At 39.4% G+C, this 26,351-nt stretch carries 27 protein-coding genes; 5 read left to right on the forward strand and 22 right to left on the reverse strand.

Going from position 1 to position 26,351, the window contains the following annotated elements; translation table 11 throughout:
- Position 1 precedes the first annotated feature (1 nt).
- Genes KTI79_RS00900 through KTI79_RS00930 form a run of 7 tightly spaced genes read right to left on the reverse strand, consistent with a single transcriptional unit; the run spans position 2 to position 5,773 of the window.
- Positions 2-739, reverse strand: a complete 738-nt coding sequence (locus KTI79_RS00900) for an SDR family NAD(P)-dependent oxidoreductase (RefSeq protein WP_032053853.1) — start codon at positions 737-739, stop codon at positions 2-4.
- Positions 740-749: 10 nt separating this feature from the next.
- Positions 750-1,235, reverse strand: a complete 486-nt coding sequence (locus KTI79_RS00905; RefSeq protein ID WP_032053854.1) for an aromatic-ring-hydroxylating dioxygenase subunit beta — start codon at positions 1,233-1,235, stop codon at positions 750-752.
- 10 nt (positions 1,236-1,245) lie between these two features.
- Positions 1,246-2,523: an aromatic ring-hydroxylating oxygenase subunit alpha gene (locus KTI79_RS00910; RefSeq protein WP_005069110.1), complete on the reverse strand. Its 1,278-nt coding sequence runs from the start codon at positions 2,521-2,523 to the stop codon at positions 1,246-1,248.
- A 29-nt stretch (positions 2,524-2,552) separates the two neighbouring features.
- On the reverse strand, positions 2,553-3,086 hold the full coding sequence (locus KTI79_RS00915; RefSeq protein ID WP_079284186.1) for a nuclear transport factor 2 family protein: 534 nt from the start codon (positions 3,084-3,086) through the stop codon (positions 2,553-2,555).
- A 4-nt stretch (positions 3,087-3,090) separates the two neighbouring features.
- The gene (locus KTI79_RS00920; RefSeq protein ID WP_000387554.1) at positions 3,091-3,450 is read right to left on the reverse strand and encodes a hypothetical protein; all 360 of its coding nucleotides are present in this window, start codon (positions 3,448-3,450) and stop codon (positions 3,091-3,093) included.
- Between the two features lie 28 nt (positions 3,451-3,478).
- Positions 3,479-4,627, reverse strand: a complete 1,149-nt coding sequence (locus tag KTI79_RS00925; RefSeq protein WP_086376302.1) for an acyl-CoA dehydrogenase family protein — start codon at positions 4,625-4,627, stop codon at positions 3,479-3,481.
- A 36-nt stretch (positions 4,628-4,663) separates the two neighbouring features.
- Positions 4,664-5,773: an amidase gene (locus KTI79_RS00930; protein ID WP_032053857.1), complete on the reverse strand. Its 1,110-nt coding sequence runs from the start codon at positions 5,771-5,773 to the stop codon at positions 4,664-4,666.
- Between the two features lie 149 nt (positions 5,774-5,922).
- Here KTI79_RS00930 and KTI79_RS00935 point away from each other — a divergent pair, with 149 nt between their 5' ends.
- The 3 genes from KTI79_RS00935 (at position 5,923) to KTI79_RS00945 (ending at position 9,495) form a co-directional block, all read left to right on the forward strand.
- Positions 5,923-6,390, forward strand: a complete 468-nt coding sequence (locus KTI79_RS00935; RefSeq protein ID WP_032053858.1) for a MarR family winged helix-turn-helix transcriptional regulator — start codon at positions 5,923-5,925, stop codon at positions 6,388-6,390.
- 389 nt (positions 6,391-6,779) lie between these two features.
- Positions 6,780-8,129, forward strand: coding sequence for a spinster family MFS transporter (locus tag KTI79_RS00940; protein WP_086376174.1), 1,350 nt, complete (start codon positions 6,780-6,782; stop codon positions 8,127-8,129).
- Positions 8,130-8,238: 109 nt separating this feature from the next.
- Entirely contained in the window at positions 8,239-9,495 is a 1,257-nt protein-coding gene (locus tag KTI79_RS00945; RefSeq protein WP_032053860.1) for an OprD family outer membrane porin, read from the forward strand.
- Between the two features lie 39 nt (positions 9,496-9,534).
- Here the strand turns inward: KTI79_RS00945 and KTI79_RS00950 are convergent, their stop codons facing one another.
- The 4 genes from KTI79_RS00950 to KTI79_RS00965 are packed head-to-tail and all read right to left on the reverse strand — an operon-like array spanning position 9,535 to position 13,369.
- On the reverse strand, positions 9,535-10,278 hold the full coding sequence (locus tag KTI79_RS00950) for an SDR family oxidoreductase (RefSeq protein ID WP_086376173.1): 744 nt from the start codon (positions 10,276-10,278) through the stop codon (positions 9,535-9,537).
- A 15-nt stretch (positions 10,279-10,293) separates the two neighbouring features.
- Positions 10,294-10,992: a histidine phosphatase family protein gene (locus KTI79_RS00955; protein ID WP_032053863.1), complete on the reverse strand. Its 699-nt coding sequence runs from the start codon at positions 10,990-10,992 to the stop codon at positions 10,294-10,296.
- Positions 10,989-12,110, reverse strand: coding sequence for a phosphotransferase family protein (locus KTI79_RS00960; RefSeq protein WP_032053864.1), 1,122 nt, complete (start codon positions 12,108-12,110; stop codon positions 10,989-10,991). The genes KTI79_RS00955 and KTI79_RS00960 overlap by 4 nt, the downstream gene beginning before the upstream one ends.
- Before the next feature lie 17 nt (positions 12,111-12,127).
- Positions 12,128-13,369, reverse strand: a complete 1,242-nt coding sequence (locus KTI79_RS00965; protein ID WP_032053865.1) for an acyl-CoA dehydrogenase family protein — start codon at positions 13,367-13,369, stop codon at positions 12,128-12,130.
- An 88-nt stretch (positions 13,370-13,457) separates the two neighbouring features.
- Between KTI79_RS00965 and KTI79_RS00970 the strand changes: the two genes are divergently transcribed.
- Together KTI79_RS00970 and pcaU are read left to right on the forward strand one after the other, a co-directional pair.
- Positions 13,458-14,378, forward strand: a complete 921-nt coding sequence (locus KTI79_RS00970) for a LysR family transcriptional regulator (protein WP_086376172.1) — start codon at positions 13,458-13,460, stop codon at positions 14,376-14,378.
- A 42-nt stretch (positions 14,379-14,420) separates the two neighbouring features.
- A complete protein-coding gene (gene pcaU, locus KTI79_RS00975; RefSeq protein ID WP_086376171.1) occupies positions 14,421-15,233 on the forward strand; it encodes an IclR family transcriptional regulator PcaU in 813 nt (270 codons plus the stop codon).
- Positions 15,234-15,326: 93 nt separating this feature from the next.
- Here pcaU and KTI79_RS00980 read toward each other — a convergent pair whose 3' ends face one another.
- The 11 genes from KTI79_RS00980 to pcaC form a co-directional block, all read right to left on the reverse strand.
- On the reverse strand, positions 15,327-16,193 hold the full coding sequence (locus KTI79_RS00980) for an MBL fold metallo-hydrolase (protein ID WP_032053869.1): 867 nt from the start codon (positions 16,191-16,193) through the stop codon (positions 15,327-15,329).
- A 4-nt stretch (positions 16,194-16,197) separates the two neighbouring features.
- The gene (locus tag KTI79_RS00985) at positions 16,198-16,611 is read right to left on the reverse strand and encodes a YeeE/YedE family protein (RefSeq protein ID WP_032053870.1); all 414 of its coding nucleotides are present in this window, start codon (positions 16,609-16,611) and stop codon (positions 16,198-16,200) included.
- A 4-nt stretch (positions 16,612-16,615) separates the two neighbouring features.
- Positions 16,616-17,029: a YeeE/YedE family protein gene (locus KTI79_RS00990; protein ID WP_032053871.1), complete on the reverse strand. Its 414-nt coding sequence runs from the start codon at positions 17,027-17,029 to the stop codon at positions 16,616-16,618.
- Positions 17,030-17,164: 135 nt separating this feature from the next.
- Complete coding sequence (locus KTI79_RS00995; RefSeq protein ID WP_079284209.1) at positions 17,165-17,623, reverse strand: DUF6438 domain-containing protein; 459 nt, start codon at positions 17,621-17,623, stop codon at positions 17,165-17,167.
- Positions 17,624-18,275: 652 nt separating this feature from the next.
- A complete protein-coding gene (locus tag KTI79_RS01000; RefSeq protein ID WP_086376170.1) occupies positions 18,276-20,705 on the reverse strand; it encodes a glucose/quinate/shikimate family membrane-bound PQQ-dependent dehydrogenase in 2,430 nt (809 codons plus the stop codon).
- A gap of 82 nt (positions 20,706-20,787) precedes the next feature.
- Entirely contained in the window at positions 20,788-22,107 is a 1,320-nt protein-coding gene (locus KTI79_RS01005; protein WP_032053874.1) for a carbohydrate porin, read from the reverse strand.
- 68 nt (positions 22,108-22,175) lie between these two features.
- Positions 22,176-23,630, reverse strand: coding sequence for a nitrous oxide reductase family maturation protein NosD (locus KTI79_RS01010; protein WP_032053876.1), 1,455 nt, complete (start codon positions 23,628-23,630; stop codon positions 22,176-22,178).
- Positions 23,631-23,649: 19 nt separating this feature from the next.
- Positions 23,650-24,477 carry a type I 3-dehydroquinate dehydratase gene (gene aroD / locus KTI79_RS01015; RefSeq protein ID WP_086376301.1) on the reverse strand — a complete coding sequence of 276 codons (828 nt, stop codon included), beginning with the start codon at positions 24,475-24,477 and terminating at the stop codon, positions 23,650-23,652.
- A 69-nt stretch (positions 24,478-24,546) separates the two neighbouring features.
- On the reverse strand, positions 24,547-25,182 hold the full coding sequence (gene pcaG / locus KTI79_RS01020) for a protocatechuate 3,4-dioxygenase subunit alpha (protein WP_171073825.1): 636 nt from the start codon (positions 25,180-25,182) through the stop codon (positions 24,547-24,549).
- Positions 25,183-25,190: 8 nt separating this feature from the next.
- Positions 25,191-25,916, reverse strand: coding sequence for a protocatechuate 3,4-dioxygenase subunit beta (pcaH, locus tag KTI79_RS01025; protein WP_000077913.1), 726 nt, complete (start codon positions 25,914-25,916; stop codon positions 25,191-25,193).
- A gap of 10 nt (positions 25,917-25,926) precedes the next feature.
- The gene (pcaC, locus tag KTI79_RS01030; RefSeq protein ID WP_032053879.1) at positions 25,927-26,340 is read right to left on the reverse strand and encodes a 4-carboxymuconolactone decarboxylase; all 414 of its coding nucleotides are present in this window, start codon (positions 26,338-26,340) and stop codon (positions 25,927-25,929) included.
- Between the last annotated feature and the right edge of the window lie 11 nt (positions 26,341-26,351).

The following is a 26,351-nucleotide window of genomic DNA, read 5'->3' on the forward strand; positions in this document are numbered from 1 at the left end:
CTTAGCGCATGAATAAACCACCGTTAATATCCCATGTTGCACCAGTCACAAACCCCGCATTTGGACTCGCAAGCAACCCACAAGTTTCAGCAATAAAATGCATACTTCCTAAGGCTTTAACCGGAATATTCTGGATGAACTGTTCCATTTTTTCGTCTGGCACCACACTATGAACGATTGGTGACTCCATTGGTCCCGGTGCAACTGCATTGACCGTAACACCTTTTGCCGCAAACTCTTTGGCAAAAATTTTGGTTAACGTCACAATCGCCCCTTTGGTTGCCGCGTAGTGTGCACCCGTTGCAGTACCGCCGTTTTGTCCCGCTAACGACGCCATATTAATGATGCGCCCATAGCCTTTTTTCGCCATATATTGGCCAATAATTTGGCAAGCTTGAAAGGTGCCGCGTTGGTTAACTTGGGTCACCCAATCAAAATCGGCTGCGGTAATTTCTAATACAGGCGTTGCTTTGGTGACGGTGGCATTGTTAATCAACACATCAAGTTTAGAAAATTTCTCTTCAATCCATTGCACTGCTGCATGAAAATCTGCCTCAACTGAAATATCTAATTTCAAGGGAAACATATTTTGGGCATACTGACTTTGTGCCTTGGCATTTTCGGCTTTTTCAAGGGTACTTGCCGATAAAATCACTTGATGGCCTTGGCTCGCAAAATATTCAGCAATGACATTACCGAGTCCAGAAGCAGCACCTGTCACTAAAACAACCTGTTTCATGTTACCGCTCCTAAAGAATGTAGCTAATACCAGCTAAGGTATCGGTTGAGTTAACCAAGTTAATGATTTTACGGTTAATCTTAAAACCTGTAGCCGCATCACGAGTTAGATGGTACGTAATATCGGCCGTGTAATGCTTGAGATTTTCTTTACGGAATTCACGCAAGTTTTGAGCACAACGCAAAACGATTTCATCATCTTGGTCTTGAACAATACGTATACGAGAAACACTACGCACAGTATTTGCTTTAGGCGCTGTAGAAATCGCTTCACCATTTTCAAGACGCTGTACACGTAAAGTACGCATATGATTATCGTCATAGGCATAATTTAAGTTGTTTTCGTAGTCAGTGAGATTTGGGTCAATCGGAATGATATAAACACCCTTTTCATTCCATAAATTAAGCCATTCACGGTACTCACTGTGGTCTAACATATCTGCTTCAGCCCAGATGAAAGCAGTGACTTCATTTAATAATTGCAGATTCATATTCATTGCTCTCTCCTTAAGCCGTCATCATCTTTTTCCACTGCTGATATGCTGCACGCATACCTGTTTCAGCACTGACATCACTTTTTAAACCATCTTCGGTTTTGACTTCGCCCGGTAAACCGCGGTTGAGCATAATCCATAAATCATTACCCGCATTTGCACCGTGTTGTACTCGTTCCCAAGCCTCAGAGTCATCTGGTGTACCAAAACCAAATGGACCTTGGAAATGCTCATGCAAACGTAAGCGATATTGGTTGGCAATTTGCGGACCACCGTCCATCGTAATCACCGAGTGATGAATTTCTGTTTCAGCAACTGAGATTGGCTGTAACACACGGAAGAACGCCATTGAACATGCAATATTCGGGAATAAATTTAAGTTAAATCCAGAACCACCGACTGCACGAACAATACGGCGTACTTCTAACTCTTCATGGCCTTCGTCGCGCAAAGCTTGAGCCAAGTCTTCAAAGCGCTCTTGAATTGGTCGCTCCATAAGCTCTTCGTCTAGATCAACCAGTTCAGGAATCATCACCATAACACTGTGACCATTACCTAAGTCTTCAACAAAGCCCGGTTGGTTTTCGAAGTTAAAGAGTTCTTCTGTTTTTTCATCTACAGAACTTAAGAATGACTTATGAACTAATGGGAAGTGATATGCATCGGTGGTATTTTCAAGCTGGATTTTCCAGTTACCCGGGAAACGGAAACGGTGTTCACCTAACACTTTAATTGGATAACCCGCTCCTTGTTTCATAAACAGGTCAATCCATTTTTTTGCTGGCCCAAGGAACTCTTCAAGCGGTTGAATGTCTTCTTTAAATGAAGCGAAGATCATGCCGTTATATTCTTCTACTCGTAGACTCACCAGTGGTAATTCTGATTTATCTAAACAATCGCCGTAACTTTCCGGAGATGGTACACCACGTAAACTACCGTCAAGTGCATAACTCCAACCGTGGTACGGACATACAAAACTATTAGTTTTTCCTTTTTTATGTTCGCATACGGTCGCTGCACGGTGACGACAACGATTTAAAAGTACATGGACTTTCTTTTTACGGTCACGCACCACAACCACAGGCTGTTTACCGATATTAATCGTTTTATAGCTTCCGCCTTCCGGAATTTCGCTGGCATGCGCAACCCACACCCAAGTGCTATAAAAGATTTTTTCCATCTCTTCATCAAAAATGCGTTCATCTTTATAAAGAGAGGTATGGGCACGGTCACTTTGAACCAAAGCATCGTAATCAATGCCAATGTTATGCGTTGGGATAATACTGTTCATATCAATAGTCCTTTTAAATATGTCCTGGGTCATTCCTGGGAAGGTACCGGCAACTCGGCTTCACTGTGCCAATGCGATACCGGACGACTGAAAATATTCTGTGTTTGGAAATGTTTAATTTTCCATGTTCCATCTGCTTGCTTCTGAAACTTCACCTTGAGCTTTGCTGCATTTAGATGACTACGGCCATCTTGAAAAGTTGAAGTTTGCAACATCAGCCATGAAGCATTTGCATCATTTTGATTTACATAAATTTGTTCTGAATTCACAAAGTGTGCATTCATGACAAAGTAAGATTCTTTTTGTGTATAGCGTTTGAACATGTCGTAAATCGACTGCCAAGAATCATAACGGCCAAAAGATTTGGCATATTTCTCGCCAATACCTTCCCAAATACAGTCCTGATCAAAAAGATTCATTAGCTCATCAAGGTCTGTATTTGCATTAAGCTCGTCACAGATTTCCATATAACGGTTCAGGCAGTTACGAATCGCGTTGTGCTCTTCTAACTGTTCTAGCCGCTCTATGATTTCTGCCATATTCACTTTGTCATTCATTGCCATCGCCTTAACGTTGGATAATCAATTCACGCCCAACACGAGCTTCAACTTTGCAATATTTCCAAAGTTTGTATGGCCCTTCACCCACCACGGTCGTTCTAAACAAGTTACAAGCGGCATGTACGGTTTCAATATCCGGAACATCAGCAAGCAAATAAGTGGTCCAAGGCCAACCTGCACTTGGGCCAACCATGCTTTGGTCATCATCAAGATTTCCAAAAACATGCACGCCCGGTAAGTCATGAATGCCATTCCACATTTCACCAAACGCTGCCCAAACTGCTTTGGCTTCAGCAGGTTCTGCATCAAAAAAGTTTTGGTTAATACCCATGCAAAACAACACGCGTAATGATTTTTTAGCTTCCATCTCAATATCCTTTTTAAAAAATTAAAACTTATAAATAACCTGGGGTTGGCTTTAACCCGAAACTGATTGAGCCTGCATTTTGTAAAGTTGCATCACCCATAAAGGCATGCTGAGTCACCACGTTGGTGTCATTCACAAAACGGCTAAATGGATTGTTGGTATAGATCGCTGTCATGCCCGCGAGCATTTGCATTTTTCGGGTCACTTTGGCGCAAACTCGCGCTGCATGGGTACATGCCAAACGCATATCGCTAATCTGTTCAGCAGTTGCTTCACGACCAACAATAATTTCATTCCAAACAATGTCCATGGTTTGATAAAACCAAGACTTTGCAGCCTGAAACTCTGCATCAGCCTGAGCAAACTCATATTGAGTCACGGGGCGGTTGGCAATTTCTGACCCACCCGTAATAGATGCTTTACCCGGTGCTAATTTTTCAAATTCTTCTAATGCGGCAGCTGCAACCCCAATACCCACCACGGTTAATACTTGAGTCGCTAAAGACAGTGATGGATATTTAAAAAATGGCTCGCTGAGTTTTGAAGGTTCGCCACGTACAAAGGTCCATTTCTTTTCGACCAATACATCTTCAACCACCAAATCATGACTTCCGGTACCTTTTAGGCCAACAGTGTCCCATGTCATTTCAATTTTGGCTTTGTTGGCAGGCATCACGGCCATACGTGGTAAGCCTTGCATTTCATTATTTTTAAGGGGTGAAATTCCCACGCCAACAATGTCAGCTCCCATGCAGCCGCTTGAGAATTTCCAACGTCCACGAACTACGACACCTTCATCGGTAATTTCGGCAGGCTGTGGCGGAAAAATACCTCCGGCAAACACCACATCTGGGCCGTTTTGGTACAACTCTTTCAGTGTTTCTTCAGGCAAACTTCCTAAATAAGCAGGGCTCATGCCGAAACTTGCCACCCAGCCCACAGAACCGTCAGCTTTAGATAAAGTTTCGATTAACTCGCAAAACTGCCGTGGTGACCATTCTTCGCCACCAAAACGTTTAGGAACTAATGCACGGTAAACACCAATTTTTTTAAGTTTTTCGATAATGTCTTGGCTCACATACGCTTGATTATCGAATTCACCTGTACAGGCACGCTCACGAATTTCTTGACACAAAGCATCTAACTCAACTGCTTTGTCTTGAGAAGCAAACTCCATTTTAGACAACTTATTCATCATCTAACTCCTTGTAATTTATTGCATTGCATCAATACAAAATTTAGCTATAGCGCATAATTGCTCATCTTTTTGATGCTTTGATACGATCTGTAAGCCCACTGGTAAACCTTCACTGGTTTCAAGTGGCACTGAAATCGCTGGATGACCTGATAAATTAAATGGTCGAACTAAACCTGTAAGATTCAAAAAAGCGACAGTGTTTTCAGCTTCAGAAACTTTCGGTGGAATTTGCGGAAGTGTCGGTAGAACCAATGCATCATATTTTTCTAATAAAGCATCGAGCTCTTGAGTGAGCTGCGCTTTCACAACTTCAGCTTGCTTTACTAGCTCTAAAGTTGTTGCGGCAGCTTTTAATAAACGACCATTTACATCAGAACCAACTAAGCCTGTTTGAGTTAACTCACCAAAAGCTTGCCAATTTTCATAATTAATAATCTGCATACCTGCATCATAAGCCGCTTCAAAATGTTCAACTTTTTCTAAAGTGGTCTGTAAATTGGCTTTTCGAATTGCTTGATAAATACAGTTCCAAATAATCTCATCTGCTTTGACATCCAGAACCGCAAGTTTTGGTGCACTAGTAAATTCAGTAGGCTTAAAAGTTAGATCAATAATTTGCATGGCTTTTTCAATCATATCGACTGAATTTGCAAAAGGGCCAACACAATCTAAAGAACTCAACGGCGGATATACGCCTTTTCTGCTAACACGGCCAAAAGTCGGTTTTAAACCAAAAATGCCACAGCACGCAGCGGGCATACGGATAGAGCCACCCGTGTCGGTGCCTAGAGTAAAGTCAGCTTGTTTTGCAGCGACGGCTGCAGCTGAACCACTCGAAGACCCACCTGGAATAAGTTCAGGATATTTAGGATTGATAGGTGTACCAAAAGCATGGTTAATGCCCGTAATTCCAAAAGCCAATTCGTGCAAATTTGTCTTGCCAATAATTTCGCAATCAGCTTTTAAGATGTTTTTAACCACCTCTGCATCATCGTGCGCAGGTTCAACTTCTAATAAAGCTCTACTGCCAGCAATGGTTTTTAGACCTTGAATATCTATAGTGTCCTTCACCATCACCTTAAGTTTGCCGCTTCCTTTGTGCACACTTTGGCTAATAATATTCATTCACTTTTCCATGTATTTTTATCCATTAATTAAAATATCAGAAAATTTAATGGAATTGTCAAGTAATTTTTCTAATGTGTGTTCAAGGAAATATGCAAAATTTTGTTTATAATAGAATTACCCTTTTTTTACTAAGTTATTGCTTAGCTATGCTTGATCATTTAGAACAATTTCTTCCCAATAAAGAACCGTCGAGTATTCAAAACTTCCCCTTTTTCTGGATTTCCCAAGTTAATGGTAAATATTCACAACTGATTGAAAAATCTATAAAGAAACTTGGCATTGATAATACTCGCCGCAAAATTATTTTAAGTACCAATGCGCTTGGGGAAGCCAGTATCACTGACATTGCCAATCTTTCTACTTTAAAACTCACCACAGCAACAAAGGCTGTATATCGTTTGGTAGAAGATGGAATTGTGGAAGTCTACTCTTCTACCGCTGATGAACGGATTTCGATGGTGAAATTAACGGCCAAAGGTGTTGAGCTGGTTGAACAGATTAACCAAATTAGTGTGGTTACCTTAGCGGGGATCCTCAATGCTTTTTCAGAAGATGAGTTGCACAATTTAAATTCTCAGTTAAAGAAATTGTTTGATCTTATGCCATCAAGTTAAATATTTCTTTCAATGCAAATTAGCCCTTTTGAGCAGTTAAAACTTTATCTTATTTAACTGCTCTTTTATTAAAATAAATAGAATCAGATTATTACTTCATTTAAATGTTCGTATATTTTTACTTAACATACTTTTTAGGTATTCTAACATACTCAATAAGTAATGGAATTTTACATATAAAAAGAAAATAATAATTCCATGATCTTATAAGCCCAATTATTTTCTAATTGGATTTAGCCACTCTCTTCCGGTCTGTACGAGACCAAATTACTCATTTCTAGCCTATTTATTATTCTTATCTAAAAGGGGGAAATATTGAAAACTTCAGAGGAATAATAAAAGTTAGATATCAATTTCTTTAAAGCGTTTTATACATAAGGATTAAGTGTATGAACCAAAGTAATATCGCTGTTGAAAGGACCCAGAAGAAAAGCAATGCCTATGCATGGTATGTGGTCATACTTTGTATGTTGGCATATATATTTTCATTTATTGACCGCCAAATTCTGGCACTGATGATTGAACCCATCAAAGCAGATCTCCAACTTTCAGATACACAATTTAGTTTGTTACATGGACTGGCCTTTTCGCTGTTTTACGCAGTGATGGGATTACCACTCGCCTATATTGCTGACCGTTTTTCACGACCAAAACTGATTTCAATCGGGATTATTGTTTGGAGTCTAGCAACGGCAACTTGTGGTTTAAGTAAAAACTTTATTCAACTGTTTTTAAGCCGTATGGCGGTAGGTGTAGGGGAAGCTGCGTTATCTCCAGCTGCTTATTCAATATTTAGCGACATGTTTAGTAAGGACAAACTAGGCCGTGCAGTTGGGATTTATTCAATTGGTGCTTTTTTAGGTGGTGGTATTGCCTTTTTAGTTGGCGGTTATGTGATTAACCTGCTTAAAGGCGTGACACTCATTGAAGTTCCATTATTAGGTGCACTTAAAGCATGGCAAATTGCCTTTTTAGTGGTGGGTTTACCCGGCATTATTATTGGTTTGCTATTTATTCTGACCGTTAAAGACCCTGCACGTAAAGGCCAGCAACTCAACCAAAATGGACAAGTTGACCAAGTTAAATTCACACAATGTCTTCAGTTTATTAAAAAACATTCGAAAACATTTGCTTGTCATTATTTAGGTTTTACCTTTTATGCAATGGCACTCTATAGCCTAACTAGCTGGACACCTGCATTTTATATTCGTAAGTTTCAACTCGCGCCGACTGAAACAGGCTATATGCTTGGTACCATTCTGTTAGTCGCAAATACATTAGGCGTATTTTGTGCAGGTTGGTTAAACGACTGGTTTATTAAAAAAGGTCGTCAAGATGCCCCGATGTTCACGGGTGTAATTGGTATTGTTGGCCTGATTATTCCAATTGCATTTTTTACCCAAACAGATCAGCTTTGGCTTTCAGTTAGCTTACTGATTCCTGCAATGTTCTTTGCATCTTTCCCTCTAGTGATTTCAGCAACTGCTTTGCAAATGTTAGCCCCAAACCAGTTTAGAGCACGCCTTTCTGCCCTCTTCCTTTTGGTGAGTAACTTAATTGGACTCGGTATTGGCACAACACTGGTAGCCATTATTACAGATAAAGTTTTTGGTAGCCCATTAATGGTGGGTTCTTCTTTATCTATTGTAGGTGGTTTGTCTTGTGTACTGGCTTTAATTCTGCTTTTCAAAGGCTGCAAATTCTTTAGTGAAAGTATGAAGCTTGAAAAATTAAATTAATAGATCTCACAAATTGCAAAAATGTACTCTCTAACTAAACGCTTAGAGAGTACCGAAATATTCAAAATTACGTAGTGCCGAGGACTGGCATACATCTGGGAAATGGATTATGGAATTATTTCACCGTTTTAAACCACGCACTTTAGCTGTTGCCACTTTAATACTTATGTGTAGCAACTCATGGGCCGCAAATCCAAATCAGCAAACTGAAGATGAATGGAAATTCACTTTAAAAAATGCCTATATCAACCGTGATTTTGATAATGATGCCCTCAAAGACACAGGCAGTTGGTCTCAGGCAGCATCATTATTTTATAAATCGAAAATGCATGACACTCCCTTAATCATAGCAGATAAGCCAATCACGATTGGGGCTGATGCTTCTGTTCAATACGCCGTGCGTTTAAGTTCTGACAAACATGTCGCCGATACAGTTTTGCCTTTTAATAAAGAAACCCAGTCACAAGCGTCAGACTATCTAAAATACGGCGCGTCCTTAAAACTCGGCTATGATAAAACTCTTTTGAGTGTTGGTGAACTCTGGTTAGATTTACCTGTAACGGCAGTCGATGCCAGCCGTCAGTTACTTACTTCATATTGGGGAACCAACTTAAAATCACAACTTTCAGATCAGCTCTATGCAGAAATTGGTCGGGTTGAAAAAGTATCACCACGAAATGAAGAAGACTTTAAAAAGTTTTCGTTCACCGCAAATGGAATCACCAAAGAATCTGATGGTTTGAATTATATTGACTTACGTTATCAATTCACGCCGTCTTTAAAAGGCGAGTACTACTTTGGTAATTTAGAAGACCTCTACAACAAACACTATGTTGGGCTAGAACACACGTGGAAGCAGCCAACGTTTGCCTTAACATCTAAGTTTAAATACTTCAATGCAAAAGATGATGGCAACACTTTTGATATTGATGCTCAAAATATCGGCGTACTTGAAACTGTCAAGGTGAAAAACCATACCTTTGGTTTAGGTTACCAACAGATTATCGGTGAGTCAGCCTACCCACTACCAGATGGATTCTTACCAGAGACGTATTTCATTAACTGGAATGCCACGGGCTTCTTTAAAGAAGATGAAAAGTCTTACCATGTGATGTACGGCTACGACTTTAAAGATTATGTTCCGGGCTTAAATGCGATGGTGAAATATGTTTATGGACATGACTTTAAAGCAGCCAATGGCGACAAAAACCATGAAACTGAGTCGAATGTAATTTTAAATTATGCGTTTCAGCAGCCATTCTTAAAAGGTGTTGCTCTGCAATACATTCGTATTGATTACAACGTAAAACATGGCAATGACTTTGGTGAAGACCGTTTATTTGTGAATTACACCAAAAAGTTTTAATTATCAAAAAATTACCCCCTAAAATTTAGGGGGTTATTTTTAGCCTAATTTATTGACTAACCTTAAAGGTAAGACCTTCATGGCAATACTCATTGGTAACCATGGCCACTGCGGCACATAAGCTTTTACAGGTTGCTTTTCGATGGCTTTGACCAAAGCTTTACATCCCGTTTTGGCATCTACTTCAAAAGGAAGATGTTTAGCACCCTCATTTATTTCAGTACGAATGTAGCCTGGGAAAATGGTTGAGACTTTAATTGGCGTATCCAATAATTCAGCTCGAATACCTTCAGCCAAATGAGCAACCGCGGCTTTACTTGCCGCATAGGTCGATAAATGCTTTGGTAATCCACGCATCGCACTCATGGATGACATCACCACCAAGTGACCGGCGTTTTGTGCTCTGAAAATTTCAACCGCAGCTTCACACTGCGCTAAAGCAGAAATAAAGTTTGTTTCAGCTGTGGCTCTGTTAATTTCAAAATTACCTTTACCAATACGACGGCCATTTCCGACTCCCGCATTTACAATAATTCGGTCTAAAGAGCCAAATTCTTGTTTAAAGGCGCGAAATACTTCAAAAACCTGATCGTAATTGGTAACGTCCAGACTTTTTGCAATGACTTTAATACCATACTCATTTTCAAGTTCAGTTTTTAAAGTCTCTAATCGATCTAAACGGCGTGCACAAATCGCTAAGTTATAACCTTTGGCTGCAAATTCATGCGCCATACCTGCGCCCAATCCAGAACTTGCACCTGTAATCAAAATTGTCTTTGCCATGTTTTTATCCTTATTTTAAATCCATGTCAGTAAATCTGGCCGCTCAGCTTTTATAAAATGATGTTCATTTAAACTTAAAACCTGAGCTTCATTTCCAACCAAACGCAAAGTTGTGAGGCTTGTATTAGCAATTGCCCAATTCAATGCAAAAGTTCGATTGGGACTCAGTTCAAGCAATTTTCCAATTGCTACAGAAATCACACCACCAGAGGTAAAAACAACTGCATAACGAGGCTTAGTTTTCGCTAACTCATCACAAAGTTGCTGCAATGCTGTTTCGACTCTTTCTTTAAAGTGCGGCCATGACTCATCATATTCATGATGAAAATCACCATCAGTCCATCGTCCAATGGCACCTTCGAATATTTTGGCAAGATAAGCGCGTGGGTTCTGTTCCTGTGCTACGTCGGCTTTTAACAGTTCAGGTTGTTCAAAACGTGGTTCATAGCGTGCAAAAACCTGTTGATGGTTAAACTCATTCCATAAATTATTATGATGAATTACTGCATCTGGAAAACATTCATTGAGTGCGAGCTTTGCAGTTTGCTCATGGCGTTGCATAGTTCCAGCAACCACATACGGCTGTTCTTTCAATATTTGCTTAAAATAACAACCTAACAAAGTCGCCTGAGCTTCACCATTTTCAGACAGCTCATCATAGTTACTTTTACCAAATGAAGCCTGTCCATGTCTTACCAGATAAATTGTGGTCATCTTCTTAAAATACCCTGTATTTTCTGTATAGATTGCTGAGCAAATTCTGATTCTTGCAATTTTTGCTGTGCGATAAGTTTTAAAGCTCGCACATGTAGGGCATGAATCACTATCCAGAAATCTTTAAAAGCAGGATTTCGGGTTTGTTTATGGTAATAACGGTAATAAATTTGCTGGGCAATCACGGCTAAACGGAATACACCAAATACTTCATAAAAAGCCCAGTTTTGAGGTTTTAGACCTGTTTTTTGCAAATAATATTCAACGACTTCTTTGCGAGAGAACATTCCCTTTAAGTGAGTCGGCTGACGGCGTGTCGATCTAAAAATCATATTATCCGTTGGCTCAACCCAATAAGCCAAAGCACTGCCCAAATCCATTAATGGATCACCCAAGGTCGCCATTTCCCAATCCAACACCCCAATCACATCTGTTGGATGCTCTGGATCTAAAATCACATTATCAAAACGCCAATCATTGTGAATAATACAAGTCGTCGAGTCTTGAGGGATATTATCATTTAGCCATTTTCGGACATATTTAAATGAAGGAACGTTGATTGTACGGACTTTCTCATAGCGTTTATCCCAACCTTCAACCTGTCTACGGCAATATCCTGTTCCTTTGCCTAGTTCAGCTAAAGGCGTGTTTTCATAAGGAACTTGATGTAACTCAATCAACTTATCAATAACATTTACACAAAGTTGATGGACATCTTCTTCATTAAAGCCAAGCTCAGGCGGTAATTTTGCACGAGGAATAATACCTTCAATGCGTTCCATGACATAAAAATCACAGCCAATGACCGATTCATCCTGACAAAGTGCAACCATTTTAGGAAGCACTGGATAATAAGGCGCAAGATTTTTCTGCACCATATATTCACGGGCCATATCGTGGGCTGACTTCGCTTTTGTTCCTTTTGGGGGACGTCGCAAAATTAAATCGGTATTTTCATACTTTAAACGATAAGTCCAATTCGACGCCCCGCCCGTATATTGAGTAACGACTGCTGGACCAACCAACTCAACACCTTGGTTTTTTAACCAGTTCTCAACTGCCCCAATATCAAGCTCTTCACCTTCACGTACTTCACCGCCTACATCAATTACCGACATATTCACTTCCTTTAAACTTATACTTTCTTATGACGACCATAACCACGTTTGGCCAACTCTAATTTGGCAATCATGCCTTTATGCACTTCATCCGGACCATCAGCTAAACGTAAACTGCGTGCTTGAGCAAAGAAACCTGTTAATGGCGTATCTCTTGAAACGCCCGCACCGCCATGTAGCTGAATTGCCATATCGACTACTTTTTCTAAAACGCTCGGAGCGACTACTTTAATTGCAGATATTTCTGTTAAAGCAGCCATATTTCCTAAAGTATCCATTTTATAAGCAGCATACAAGGTTAAAAGTCTAGCTTGATCTATGGCTACTCGCGCATCGGCTACACGCTCTAGGTTTCCACCGAGTTTTAGAATTTCTTTGCCAAACGCTGTTCTAGACATGCCTCTATCAATCATAAGCTCTAGTGCTTTTTCAGCAGCTCCGATACAGCGCATGCAATGGTGAATACGCCCCGGCCCTAAACGACCTTGTGCAATTTCGAAGCCTTGCCCCGCTCCACCAATAAAGTTTTCAATAGGCACTCGAACATTATTAAAATGAACTTCGCCATGTCCATGCGGTGCATCGTAGTCACCAAATACAGGTAACATACGTTGAATTTCAACACCTGCCGTATCAATCGGTACTAAAACCATAGAGTGCTGATGATGGCGGTCTTTAGTTTCATCTGGTGTATGTGCCATAAAAATAATGACTTTAGCATTTGGATCACCTAAACCAGACGACCACCACTTTTTGCCATTTAAAACAATTTCATTACCATCTATAAGTGCAGTCGCTTGCATGTTGGTTGCATCGCTTGAGGCGACATCAGGTTCAGTCATGCAAAAAACCGAGCGAATTTTTCCGTCCAATAAAGGCTCTAACCATTGCTGTTTTTGCTGCTCACTGCCATAGCGCCATAACACCTCCATATTTCCCGTATCTGGTGCATTACAGTTAAAAACGGTTGGTGTCAATAAACTGCGGCCAGTCAATTCAGCAATATGTGCATATTCTTGAACAGTTAACCCAGCACCTAGCTTTTCATCGGGTAAAAACATATTCCAAAGACCAGCTTGTTTAGCTTTAGATTTTAGAGTTTCTAAAAGCTCGGGCCACTGCCATTTTTTCCAGTTTCCATCTGGATTTAACTCATGAACTTCTTCCCAAAATTTTGCTTCGACAGGTTCTATTTCTTCTAAAATAAATTTTTTAGTTCGCTCAGCAAAATCTTGAGCTTTCTTGGAGAGTTCAAACATTCTTTTTCCTTTACATCATTCTCTATTCTTTACATCAACATAACTTGAAACTTAATATGAATGAAATGATTTTATTAAATAATGCATCATGAATAATATTCATAACCTACATGGCTTAGACTTAAGTTTTTTTCACCGAATCGATATCAATTTATATCCGCTATTTATTGCGATTTATGAGCAAAAAAGTATTTCGAATGCCGCAAGTAGCCTTAATATTACGCAGTCAGCGGCAAGTCATGCTTTACAAAGATTACGCCAGCAACTTGAAGATGATGTATTCATACGAGTAGGCAATAAAATGTCAGCCACTCCTTTTGCAGAACAGATTTATCCAACTGTGAAACAAGCACTTTTAACCATTCAAAATATTAGCCAGCAGAAGCATGTGTTCGATCCAACAAGCTTAAAAAACTTAAAAATCGCCGTGCATGATGAAATTGAGCCAATTATTCTTCCAAGGTTAGCTCAACATTTTCAAAATCTTAATTTAGATTTGCAGTTTGTGAGTATGAAGCTAGATCGAAAACACATCATGGCGGACTTGGCGACACAGCAGCTCGATTTCGTGATCGATCTAGAACAATACTTATCTCCAAAAATTACCTTTGATCATTTGGTGACAGATGAATTTGTCATTTGCAGCCAACTGAAAGAAGTCGATTTAGCTAGTTATATTAGTGGTCGACATATTGGTGTTTCGTCACGCCGTACGGGCGCTTTACTTGAAGATATTTATTTAAACCAACACCAAAAAATTTCAAGAAATGTATTTATGCGCTGTCAAAACTACTCAACAGCGTTACAAGTTTTGGGAGCTCAAGCCGATGCAATACTTACGATGCCTCGTATGATTTTGCAGCATTTGTCTTATAGTCCTGAAATTTGCTTACATTCTCTGCCTTTTGAGATAACCAATATTAAAATGGGTATGTTTTGGCACGAAGATTTAAGGGATAATTTAAGACATCAATTTTTGCGACATGAAATTATTAAACTTTTTCAGTAAAGCGAATTGATCTATTAAGCTTCTATCGTACAAGGATCAGTAATGAGTAAAGATGAACGGATAATCCAGAATCAGGACAATAAAAAAACGATTCGTCATGAAGATTACATTGCTGGCATCGGTAAAGGCATGTCAATTTTAGATAGCTTTAGCAGTAATCAACATCGTTTAAATATTTCTATGGCGGCCGAAAAAACCGGGCTCACCCGAGCGGCAGCAAGACGCCATTTATTAACTTTAGAATATTTAGGTTATCTTGAGTCAGATGGTCACTATTACTATTTAACCCCGAAAGTTCTTAAATTTTCAGGAGCTTATTTAGGTGCAGCACAGCTTCCAAAAGTATCCCAGCCTTTATTAAATCTTCTAACTAACCAGACTTCCCTTATTTATTCAGTGATGGTACTTGATGGTTATGAAGCCATTACCATTGCCCGTAGTGCGGCCCACCAACAAACTGACCGTGTAAATCCATACGGTTTGCATTTGGGTAACCGCCTGCCTGCTCATGCGACATCGGCGGGTAAAATTTTACTTGCACATTTAAGCCAAGAAGAACAATTAGATTGGCTTCAAAAATATCCACTTCAGCGTTTAACTAAATATACACATGTCGAAAATGATAAATTTTTAGAGTTACTACAAGAGATTCGAGAACAAGACTGGTGTTATTCACGTGAAGAACACGAATTAGGAGTTCATGCGCTCGCCGTACCGATTTATGGACAAGACTTTAAAGTGGTTGCTGCTTTAAACATTGTTTCTCCAACCATGAGAACAACTGAAGAATATTTAATTCAACATATTTTGCCGCTATTGCAAGAGACTGCGCGGGATTTAAGACAAGTTCTTTAAATCTTACTTAGGCTATTTTCATAAGATTAATTTTATTTTTTGCTTAGGCTATTTGAATAAATAAAATGGTCGGAATGTATGCTTAGGCTATTTCTAAAAGTAATTAAATGGGATTTTTAAATAGCGGATGCCATTCGCTTCAGGTTCCGGAAAATTTCCACCGTTCATATTAATTTGAATTGAAGGCAGAATTAATTTTGGCATTGCCAAAGTAGCATCTCTTTCTTGACGCATTTTTATGAATGATTCTTTGGAAACTCGTCGATTTAAATGGATATTGCTTTGTTTTTGAGTTTTTATATCTGTTTGACAGATATATTCATCACGGCCTTCGGGCTTATAGTCATGGCATAAGAACATACGCATGTCGTCGGGAAGTGTATAAAGTTTTTGTACCGAATCATAAAGCTCAGCAGCACTTCCTTTAGGAAAGTCACATCTGGCCGAACCATAATCAGGCATAAATAAAGTATCCCCGACAAAAACAGCATCACCAATCACATAGCTTAAACAAGCAGGTGTATGCCCTGGTGTAGGAATGTTATAGGCTTCTATCTCCCCTATTTTGAAATGTTCATAATCTTCAAAAAAATAATCAAAGGGCTGATTTTCATTAACTTTCTTAAAATCAAAATTATAGATAGCTGCAAAAGTTTCTTGTACTACCGAGATTTTTTGACTAATCGCAATTGTACCGCCCAATTTAGATTTTAAATATTGAGCCGCGGTCATATGGTCCGCATGTACATGGGTTTCTAAAATCCATCGTACTTTGAAGTTTTGAGCCAAGACATAATCGATAATCAGATCAGCATTGGTTGTTTTTGTAGTGGCCGATGCGGCATCGTAATCAAGCACGCTATCAATAATAGCGCATTGAAGAGTCACTAAATCCGCAACAACATAGCTAAAAGTATTGGTGTTTTCATCAAAAAAATCTTTTATTAGAGGTTGTTGCATAGACTTAATTTCCTTTATTTAAAATTCGGTAAATAAACATTCCTAATAACATTGCCACAATAAAATAAAGCGCTTCAAAATGTCCTAATCCGATAAGCGTTAAAGCGGGCGCTGGACATATACCTGCTATTCCCCAGCCTATACCGAAAATAAAAGCTCCCACAATTAACCTTTGGTCAATCTGTGTATTCGTTGGTAATTGAATTTGTTCATTAAAGAGTGTTTTAGGGCTTTTTATAGCCTTTTGAAAAGGGATAAATGCCACAGCAATAGCCCCCAACATTACAAACATTAAGCTGATATCCCATTGCCCAAAAATATCTAAAAAACCTAATACCTTTTCTGGATTAGACATGTCAGAGATCATTAAACCTAATGAAAATAAGCTACCAAATAAAAAAGCAAAAATGTTTTTCATAGGATTACCCCATCACATGACGAATGATATAAACCGTTAACATGCCAGCAAACATAAAAACTGCTGTCGCTATCATCGAGCGTTTTGATAACCTGCTCATACCACAAATACCATGGCCACTTGTACAACCCGACCCTAACCGTGTTCCAAAGCCTACAAGTACACCTGCTAGAATAAGTGCAAATGTATTAGCTTTAATTTCAATTTCAGGCTGATAAAAGTAACCATATATGAAAGGTGTAATCACGAGTCCCGCAATAAACCAGAATGTCGAACTCTTAAAGGTGTCTTTAGTAGGCTTAATGATTTGAGCGAGCAAACCACTAATTCCAGCGATACGGCCATTTATATATAAATATCCAACTGTTGCGATGCCGAGTAATAAACCACCCAAAAAGGCATAGACAATATTTGACATATAACCACGCTTTACAATATACATTTTTATAATATGTATTATACGCTGATTTGTTTAGGAATACTTAAAGTAAAACTTTTAAGTTTATAATTCTTCTTAACAAGAAAAAGCCCCAAGATTTTGGGGCTTTTATCATTAAATTAGATCTTTAATGCCTAATTGTTCAGGCAGTTTTTCCATTACTTTGTTCAATCTATTATTCGCAGGAGACATACAACCTGTGTAATGGCTTAATTTAGTTTCTGTGCCATTAGGTTGAATCCAAGTAATGTAATAGCTAGACATGTCGGTCGCTGTTTGCTGGCAACCCGCAGTTTTTGATTGTGTACCTGTTTCAGGGCGATAAGTTTTTAGATCATCTGCAAGTTTTTTATAATCTTTTACGCTACCTTGAATTTCTTTAACACCTATAGCTTTAGTGTATTGTTTACCTTCAAAGCGAATTAAACCTGTAGGTGTTACTTCTACAGAATAAATCGGACAAGCGCCAAAGCATGGGCTAGAAGCATAACGAATTGTCTCTTGTGTATTCGGTGCCTGCTGAACAGAAGCACAACCCATCAAAGCTAAACCAGATAAAGTTGCAAGAACCAAAAATCTCATTACATCACCTATTATTATCAAGTGGCTTTAATTTAACAAATCATATACTTCTTGTCATTAAAGACTATTTTTTGTGATTCTCATCGGCATTTATTCGCTTAATTTTACTTAGGCTATTTTAATAGTAATTAAAAACAGCTTTCGTCATGTCATAAAAAAAGGCTCATCTTGCGATGAGCCTTAAGCTAAAAAGAGCTTAAATTCCTGAAATACAAATTATTACTGGATAGTAATAACCTGCGACGACCATTCTAACGCAACCCAATAAATTATATAAATATAATATAAGTATATATTTACGCTCATTTTTCCAACAAAAATAACCTAAATTTTTCTATCAAAAACTTGATAATGTTTATTTCTAATTAAAATTCACAACGTTAAGTTAAACAAAACTTAATAAATACTTGTCTTTTATTTATAGGTAAAACATTATAAAAAAATGCTTAATAGTTCGACTGTGTCTAGTGTTCAAGATGAATTACTTTTAAGAATATTTTAAGTTTGACAATAACTTCAAGCACTTTTTTACTATTTGGTAAAGCTATCTTGTTAAAAATGTAGAGTTTACTTTTATACATTTATATAAAAAATATATTAAAGATAAAGGCAAAAGAGAAATTCTCTCTTTTGCCTCATTTAATTATTGCTCTAAAGTATAAGCGATCACATAATCGCCATGATCTGGTGATTGACGTGCTCCACCCGCGGTAACAACCACATATTGTTTACCCGTTTTAGGTGAAACATAGCTTATTGGAGTACCTTGGCTACCTACTGGCATGCGTGATTTCCACAGTTCTTTACCTGTAGATGAATCAAATGCACGTAAATAGTAGTCTTGTGTTGCAGCAAAGAAAACCAAACCACCTTGAGTTGCCATCGGACCACCAATGGTTGGCATACCGATCGGTGCTTTTAAGCCCATCTTAATTCCCATAGGTCCAGTATCTTCAACCGTACCGAGTGGTACTTGCCATGCAATTTGACGAGTTTTCAAATCAATCGCAGTCATGGTACCAAATGGTGGTTTTTGACAAGGAATACTTAAAGCAGACATAAAGCGGTTTTTATTCACTTTATACGGTGTGCCTTTCATTGGTACAGCACCCATACCTGTGTTTACTTTCTCTCCACCATTTGCCTGAATCTTAATGTCCTCTGGAGTTTGTTCCATCAATTGAATCCATAAGCCAAGGCGCATATCGTTCACGAACATATAACGATGAGTCGGGTCAAAAGCGATGCTACCCCAGTTCATACCACCCAAAGAACCTGGGAAGCTTAATGAAACATCAGTACCCGGTGCAGTAAAGAGGCCTTCGTAACGCATTGACTTAAAGTTAATACGACACATCAGTTGATCGAACGGCGTTGCACCCCACATATCTGATTCAGTTAAAGTCTGATTACCAATTTGAGGCATTTCAACTGAACGAGGTTGAGTTAAGCTGTATTGTTCACCCGGAATATTGGCAGGTTTAACTGGTTGTTCAATCACTTTAGTCAGCGGTTTACCCGTTACACGGTCAAGAACAAAGAATTGGCCTGATTTGGTTCCAATAACAACAGCTGGTTTTGTCGTACCATCTTTTAATGGGAAGTCGACTAGACTCGGTTGCATTGGTAAGTCAAAGTCCCATAAATCGTTATGAACAGTTTGATATACCCACTTCTCTTTACCTGTTGTCGCATCAAGTGCTAACACAGAAGTATTATATTTATGATCTAACGGATTACGGTTACCACCCCAAATGTCGACAGATGAACTACCCATAGGTAAGAACACCGTATTCATTTGCGGATCATATGACATTGCAGCCCATGAGTTTGCCGAACTACGTTTATAGGTTTCACCCGGTTTAAGTACATAGTTCGGGTTTGGATTGCGCGGGTCAAATGCCCAGCGAAGTTTACCCGTAATCACGTCATAACCACGAATAACACCGCCCGGCATATCTGCGGCTACGTTGTCGGCAATACGACTCCCCACCACAATGGTTGTACCAGCAATAGTCGGTGCAGAAGTCACTTCAAAACGTGGCGCTTTTGTTCCAGCCCCAAGACCTTCTAGCAAATCAACCGTTCCATTTACACCAAAATCAGCACAGCGCTGACCGTTATCTGCATTGACTGCAATTAAACGACCATCAGGTGTATTGGTATATACACGGCGTGGACATGCTGTATTGGTTGCAACCACAGTTACTGCATTTGCACCCGCTAAAGTTGGTTGTACAAGCGGTTTAGTTGAATCAAAGTATGCAACACCACGGCAGCGTTCCCAAGCATCAGCTGTAGAGTTCACCTCAGCTTTCCAGAGTTGTTTGCCCGAGTCAGCATCTATCGCAAAAATATTGTTATGTGGTGTACATAAAAAGACTCTATTTCCAACCTGTAGCGGGGTCATTTGGTCTTCAGCACCATTACCACTACCCGTTGTAAAATCACCTGTTCTAAAACGCCAAGCTTCTTTTAGTTTATGAACGTTATCTCGGTTAATTTGATCGAGAGCAACAAAGCGGCTACCGCCTGCATCATTACCATAATTTTCCCAATTTACCTGTTTTTTAGCAGGATCAACTGGTACTAAAGGTAGTTTTTCACCTGAACTTGCTACTGTTGGATGCGGTTGGAACATTTGATAGAGCGCAATCAACATACCCACAACAACTAATCCACCTACAGCATAAGATGAAGATGCCAAGCTCGTTTGAAATTGGTAACGTCGAATTGAAGGTAAGGTAAATAGCAGTGCGGCAAAAAGACCAGCAGGAAACATTAACCGCGAGAATAACGGCCAAAATTCCCATCCTGCATCAACAAATGACCAGATTACGGTACCAACAAAAACAGCTGCAAAAATCCAGACGCCCAGCGCTTTTTTTCGGAAAATACTAATTGCTGAAATGGTTATAAACAGTCCTGAGATAAGGAAATACCAAGAACCACCGAGAGATACTAGCTTTCCACCGCCCACGATATAAAAAATACCAGTAGCCAATAAAGCTAAACCTAAAATAAAACACCATATTTTGAATAAGATATGAAACTTAGAATCTGACTCAGACATAGATCCTACTCCACATATACTGAACCCGAATAGTTCAAGCATTTGGGCCAGTTAAACTATGTCTAACCAGCCATCAATATTATTAAAAATTAACTTTTACACTCAGGCCTGCCACCCAAGCATCATCGACTTCTTTCACACCAGCAGGTTGATGGATATATTGAATGTTTGGACGTAACATGACGGCCGGAGACCATTGATAGGTATAGTTCAACTCGACATTTAACTCGTCGTCTTGAATTGGAATATAGTCAGATGCAATCGAATCATAACTGTAATATCCATGACTTTCATTTGTCGCGATCTGTTTATCTTTAGCACGATCATTGACTACATAATTGGCAATACCAAAACCAATCGAATCATTTGGACGGCTATCAAACGGTCCCTTATACCAAAGAGCAAGTTGTTGTGTACTTTGAACAAATGTCGTTGCTTTATCATTTACAACGCCATTAAAACTTACATATAAACCGCGTTTCGGATCTTGGCCGGCATGGCTAAGTTGTTGCTGTGCATTAATCCAGAAGCTTTGTTTTCCGTCATGCACTTTACCCGCAGTTTTAATATCATTTGCTTCTGCGGTTGAGTACAGCGCACCTACTTTATATTCACCCGGTAAACCATTAAAAGCAGCAAGTTTTGGTTTCCATGCAAGTTCAACCGGTATGGTTGCACCCTTGACGTTATTCATATCCAGATTAAAACCATCACTGTTTGATTCGGTTTTAATATTGTCTGGATTGACCTCATACACACCAACACCTAAAGTCCACTCAGGTGCAAACTGATATTTAACGTTTGTCGCCCAAACACCGACTGGTGAGTTATACCAAATTGAACCAATTGATTTTCCTAACTGCCCACCGCAAAGCAATAAGTTCTGAAACTCACATTGAGAACTATTAAAGTCCTCTGACATTCCCATACGACCAAATTTGACCTGTACAGTATTATCAACAAAGCCCTTCTTCACCCATGCTTGGGATAAACGCCAAATTTTCCCGCGACCATAAATTTCTTGAGCATTGCCCAATTGGCTAGAACGTGGGTCTTTAATACGCTCAAGAGTTAATGCATTGCCGTCACGTTTAGTCACGACTAGGCTCGCTGTTGTATCTTTCCAACCAGCAATTTTTTCTAAATCGAAGTTGGCACCTAAAGAAAGTTGTGCAGCATTTTCAAAAGTATTGCTGTCGTTGTAACCACCATCTAAATTGGTGGCGCTTTGGCTCATAATTGAAGCCGTAAATTTATAGCCCTGCTGCTCTAATTGCTGGCGTTTTCCATTCCAGTCGCCTAGCAACCATTGACGGTCTTGTGACCAAGGCTCATTAGCAAGCGCAAATTGGCTACCTAATGCAGCAATTGTTAGCACACTCAGTTTCATTACATTTGGCATTTCAAGTCCCTTTTATCATTTCTATATTTCTATGCTGCGCCTCGGTTTGAGGCGCTTTCTTATTGTTATTATTTAGTTTGCACGGCCGAACTAAGTTCAGACGTCGCTCCAAAGCGATCAGTAATATTCGCTGTAATTGAGGCAACTTTTACAGACGGCTTCCAATTTGCTTTTGCGATCCCTTGTGCATCTGTAGCAACAGTTATTGCTCCTAAATATTGCTCAGCTTCTTTTGATGCCGCATTTTGATTACCAAAAAATTCAACTTGGTAACGTTGATTTGGTAAACCATTAATTTCTACAGCCAATGAACCTTTGTTCGCAGTTAATTTAGGAGCTTTAATACCCTGATTCGGCTGAGCATTACAGCCTTGTTCATTTGGCTGAGTACATGTTTTTTGCTGTTTAGATGGGTCAACAACTACACCACCGCCACGAGAACCTACAAATCCGGCATGCTCAAGTGCAGGCACAGCAAATACAATTGCACCTAAACGCTGATCTGGTACACATGAACCACCGGCTTCACAGCGTTTAATATCTTTACCATTGTCCCAAATCAGGTTTTTAGTCAATGTAATTCTTGCATTTGCATCTTTTTCCGAACGAATAGCAACACCAATACGATTACCATGCACTCTATTGCTATCAAGAATGTTGCCATCGCCTGTCATGTTGAAACCAATCGAGTTATTGGTCATTTCGTTGTAAGCGATATAGTTACGCTTACCCCAGTTAATCTGTAAGCCATCGGAGTAGTTTTCGAATTTATTACCAACTACGGCATTATCATTACCCCACAAAATTTCAATACCTTGCGATGGTTCAGGATTTGCTTTAGTTGAAACAAAATGGTTATTCGCAATTAAGTTAAATGCTGCACCACGTGTCAGTTCTAAGCCATCACCATTGTCTTGGAAAATGTTGTCTAAAACTTTGTTGTTATTGGTGGTGGTTGCAGTTGGGTTACCTTTACCATCATCACCCGTCAACATAACACCAGCACCACCATAGTTATTACTAATACGGTTATGTTGAATCAGGTTATTGCTTGAACGGTTAATCAATACACCAATACAGAAGCGATGAATGTCCAAACCTTTTAAAGTGACATTGTTGACGTCACGCAATACCAACCCCGGTAAAGTCATAGTACGTACATTGGTGCCGTACTGCTCAGGGTTTGCACCTGGACAAGCTTTTGCACCTTCGCCTTTAATATAGTTCGAACCATCAATTGCGATATATTCACCAGTTTTATCCCACTCTGTACCAATGATTTTGACAGGTGCTTTAATTTCAGGAAGTGCACTATTTAATTTAATCGCATAAGGCGCTTTGCCTACTGCTTGAATCAAAATTTCGCTAGCTTCGCCTGGGTTTGCATTAGCTTGTTCAATTGCCCAGCGTAAAGAGCCTTTATTGCTATCGTCTTGATAACGGTCAACCACATAAGTTTGAGCCGCAGCTATGCCTGAAACCATCAAACCTAATGCAAGAGTAGTTAAACGTAATGTATTCATTTCATCATATCCTTATGATTTATGGGTTTGTTGGTTGAACTGTTTGTAAAATCTGTTTGAGCTTGGTCACATCAATTTGACCCGGTGCAGAAGCCTGACCAATCATGCCAAAGCTATAACTTCCGCCCATATTGGCAGTCGCAACACGAGAAATCGTACCAAGTTGTCCCATCGACATCGTTAACAATGGTTTAGTGGTTTGCTGACTTACTTTTAAAGTTGCGTTCATTAAAGTGAAAACATCTTGTTTAGATTTTGGCATTACAGCAATTTTGAGAATATCTGCACCCATTTGATCTTGTTTTAATAAGCGTTTTTCAATTTCATCTTGGCTTGGTGTTTTTTGGAAGTCATGATTAGACATAACAATCAGCACTTTCTTTTGATGTGCTTTTTGAACAATTTCTGAAACTACTTTTTGATCACGCAACATTTCAACATCTAACCAATCCATGAACGGATTCTTTAAGTAAGCCTGATAAGTCTTACCATAATCCACATCACTAATTTCAAGCTGGCCGCCTTCGTTTTTGGTACGAATGGTGGCAATCATTGGCTTATTGCCCAAAATCTTTTTCAACTCATGGCCCAAGGCAATCACTTGTTTTGTATCACTCGCAAAACTAAGTAAATCGATACGAAACTCTGCCAAATCAGCATCTGCTGTATTTGCAATGACTTGAGCTTGTGCCAAAGCTTGTTCTTTGGTTTTTGCGGTAATCGGAACAATCGTTTTAACTGCTGTAGTCGCAGGTTGTGTTTGAGTAGCTAAAGCAACAGGTTCAGCATTTACCTGTGCAGTAAAAAATGGGAGTGCAAGCAAACTTAGGCTTAATAATGTTTTCATGTTCATATCATTCATCCTTAAAAAGGCTACACGCCTCCTTGAATAATCAGGTGTAGCCTTAGGTGTTTCTTAAATATCAAAAAATACAGTTTCCTCATCGCCTTGAATACGAATATCAAAGCGGTAAACAACCTCACCATTTTCTTCAAAACGTTTCGCAATAAGTGTTTGACGACGTGGTGCCCATTCAATGCTATTTAGAATTGGGTCGTTAGCATTTGCTTCAGCTTCATCTTCAAAATAAACACGGGTATGAAGACCTAAGTTAATACCGCGAGCGAAAATGACTAATGCAATATGAGGTGCTTGAGTTGAACCTTTGCGACCTGCTGTTGCACCTGGCTTAATTGTATTAAAGCTCCAAACGCCTGTTTCAAAGTCGGCACCTGTACGGCCCCAACCTTGGAATGCTGGGTCAGCTTTTTGCTCACGCGTATCTGCCTGACTTGGATAAATACCGTTCGCATCAGCTTGCCAAATCTCAATCAGCACATCGCGTAGCGGTAAACCCAATCCGTCAAACACTTGGCCTTCAAGACGAATACGCTCGCCTTTAGTTTGGTCTTGTACTAACTGGTTATTAAAGTTATTTTCAAACACTTCAATATTTGCTTGTTGTGGCAATAAGCCAATGTGAACGTAAGGACCACCTGTTTGAGATGGAGTTTCTTTTAATTCCTGAAAATTCCAGTTGTTCATGCTCATGCTCCCGATTAAGTCAATTCGTTTTCGAAGTAAGTCGCTCGACGGCCACGTAAGGTGATGTCAAAACGGTAACAACGACTATCAGCTTCGATAAAGTTGTTTTTATCTTCTAGTGCAATTAAGGCACGACGTTGATCTTCAGAAGGAATCGTTTTTAAAATCGGGCAAGTATCAATGAGCGTATCGCCTTCAAAATAAAACTGCGAAATCAGACGCTGCGCCCAACCATCAGCAATTAAAGAGAAGTGGATATGAGCTGGACGCCATTCATTAATACGGTTACGCCATGGATATGGACCTGGTTTAATGGTTCGGAAAATATAAAAACCGTTTTCATCAGTTAAGGTACGACCACAACCACCAAAGTTAGGGTCCATTGCACCAATAAACTTATCGTTTGGATGACGGTAACGACCAGAAGCGTTGGCCTGCCATACTTCTAGAAGTGCATTTTTTACAGGACGACCAAATTGATCACGAACATAGCCATGAACAATGACACGCTCACCAATTGGCAAACCATCTTTGGCATAGTTCAAAATCAAATCGTTATCTTTTGGGCCAAACAGATTTGAAGAAAAATGCGGCGCAGTGACTTCTGTTAAAGTCTCATTAATTGAGATCAATGCATTTTTTGGCGAACGTAATACACTTGTTTTATAACCTGGCGTATACGCTGGTGGATGATCATCTGTATTACGTTGGGCGTAAGCACCCCAGCTATGTTGTGACATCTTTATCTCCTTAATCCTGTTCTTTCGCTGCAATTGGGTTTACTTCTATCCCCAACTCTTTAAAGACTTCTTCAGCCATATGCATTGCAGCGTTTGCAGCAGGTAAACCCGCATAGAGTGAACTGTGTAAGATCAGCTCTTTTAAATCTTCTTTATTTACACCGTTGTTGAAACAAGCACGTAAATGCATGCGTAGTTCATCTTCACGGCCCAGTGCCAATAAAATTGCGATAGTCACTAAACTACGGGTATGACGTGGTAAGCCTGGGCGAGACCACACTTCACCCCATGCATAACGGCTAATAAAATTTTGGAAATCTTGGTTAAAGTCATTTAGGTTCTGCAAAGACCGACCAACATGTTTTTCACCCAAAACTTCAGTCCGCACCTCAATGCCTTGTTTATAGCGTTGTTCATCATTCATTGTGATAGACC

The sequence above is a fragment of the Acinetobacter sp. WU_MDCI_Abxd143 genome, from assembly GCF_025514195.1.
GTDB lineage: Bacteria > Pseudomonadota > Gammaproteobacteria > Pseudomonadales > Moraxellaceae > Acinetobacter > Acinetobacter pittii_H.

Coding starts and splice junctions, on each gene's coding strand:
- KTI79_RS00950 (WP_086376173.1), bottom strand. CDS start 10,278: ATGGCAAAGACAATTTTGATTACAGGTGCAAGTTCTGGATTGGGCGCA.
- KTI79_RS00920 (WP_000387554.1), bottom strand. CDS start 3,450: ATGGAAGCTAAAAAATCATTACGCGTGTTGTTTTGCATGGGTATTAAC.
- KTI79_RS00985 (WP_032053870.1), bottom strand. CDS start 16,611: ATGAAAAACATTTTTGCTTTTTTATTTGGTAGCTTATTTTCATTAGGT.
- KTI79_RS00905 (WP_032053854.1), bottom strand. CDS start 1,235: ATGAATATGAATCTGCAATTATTAAATGAAGTCACTGCTTTCATCTGG.
- KTI79_RS00940 (WP_086376174.1), top strand. CDS start 6,780: ATGAACCAAAGTAATATCGCTGTTGAAAGGACCCAGAAGAAAAGCAAT.
- pcaU (WP_086376171.1), top strand. CDS start 14,421: ATGAGTAAAGATGAACGGATAATCCAGAATCAGGACAATAAAAAAACG.
- KTI79_RS00970 (WP_086376172.1), top strand. CDS start 13,458: ATGAATAATATTCATAACCTACATGGCTTAGACTTAAGTTTTTTTCAC.
- KTI79_RS01010 (WP_032053876.1), bottom strand. CDS start 23,630: ATGAATACATTACGTTTAACTACTCTTGCATTAGGTTTGATGGTTTCA.
- KTI79_RS01000 (WP_086376170.1), bottom strand. CDS start 20,705: ATGTCTGAGTCAGATTCTAAGTTTCATATCTTATTCAAAATATGGTGT.
- pcaH (WP_000077913.1), bottom strand. CDS start 25,916: ATGTCACAACATAGCTGGGGTGCTTACGCCCAACGTAATACAGATGAT.
- KTI79_RS00910 (WP_005069110.1), bottom strand. CDS start 2,523: ATGAACAGTATTATCCCAACGCATAACATTGGCATTGATTACGATGCT.
- KTI79_RS00945 (WP_032053860.1), top strand. CDS start 8,239: ATGGAATTATTTCACCGTTTTAAACCACGCACTTTAGCTGTTGCCACT.
- KTI79_RS00925 (WP_086376302.1), bottom strand. CDS start 4,627: ATGGAGTTTGCTTCTCAAGACAAAGCAGTTGAGTTAGATGCTTTGTGT.
- KTI79_RS00900 (WP_032053853.1), bottom strand. CDS start 739: ATGAAACAGGTTGTTTTAGTGACAGGTGCTGCTTCTGGACTCGGTAAT.
- KTI79_RS00935 (WP_032053858.1), top strand. CDS start 5,923: ATGCTTGATCATTTAGAACAATTTCTTCCCAATAAAGAACCGTCGAGT.
- aroD (WP_086376301.1), bottom strand. CDS start 24,477: ATGAAAACATTATTAAGCCTAAGTTTGCTTGCACTCCCATTTTTTACT.
- KTI79_RS00990 (WP_032053871.1), bottom strand. CDS start 17,029: ATGTCAAATATTGTCTATGCCTTTTTGGGTGGTTTATTACTCGGCATC.
- KTI79_RS00980 (WP_032053869.1), bottom strand. CDS start 16,193: ATGCAACAACCTCTAATAAAAGATTTTTTTGATGAAAACACCAATACT.
- KTI79_RS00955 (WP_032053863.1), bottom strand. CDS start 10,992: ATGACCACAATTTATCTGGTAAGACATGGACAGGCTTCATTTGGTAAA.
- KTI79_RS01005 (WP_032053874.1), bottom strand. CDS start 22,107: ATGCCAAATGTAATGAAACTGAGTGTGCTAACAATTGCTGCATTAGGT.
- KTI79_RS00965 (WP_032053865.1), bottom strand. CDS start 13,369: ATGTTTGAACTCTCCAAGAAAGCTCAAGATTTTGCTGAGCGAACTAAA.
- KTI79_RS00915 (WP_079284186.1), bottom strand. CDS start 3,086: ATGGCAATGAATGACAAAGTGAATATGGCAGAAATCATAGAGCGGCTA.
- pcaC (WP_032053879.1), bottom strand. CDS start 26,340: ATGAATGATGAACAACGCTATAAACAAGGCATTGAGGTGCGGACTGAA.
- KTI79_RS00960 (WP_032053864.1), bottom strand. CDS start 12,110: ATGTCGGTAATTGATGTAGGCGGTGAAGTACGTGAAGGTGAAGAGCTT.
- KTI79_RS00930 (WP_032053857.1), bottom strand. CDS start 5,773: ATGAATATTATTAGCCAAAGTGTGCACAAAGGAAGCGGCAAACTTAAG.
- pcaG (WP_171073825.1), bottom strand. CDS start 25,182: ATGAGCATGAACAACTGGAATTTTCAGGAATTAAAAGAAACTCCATCT.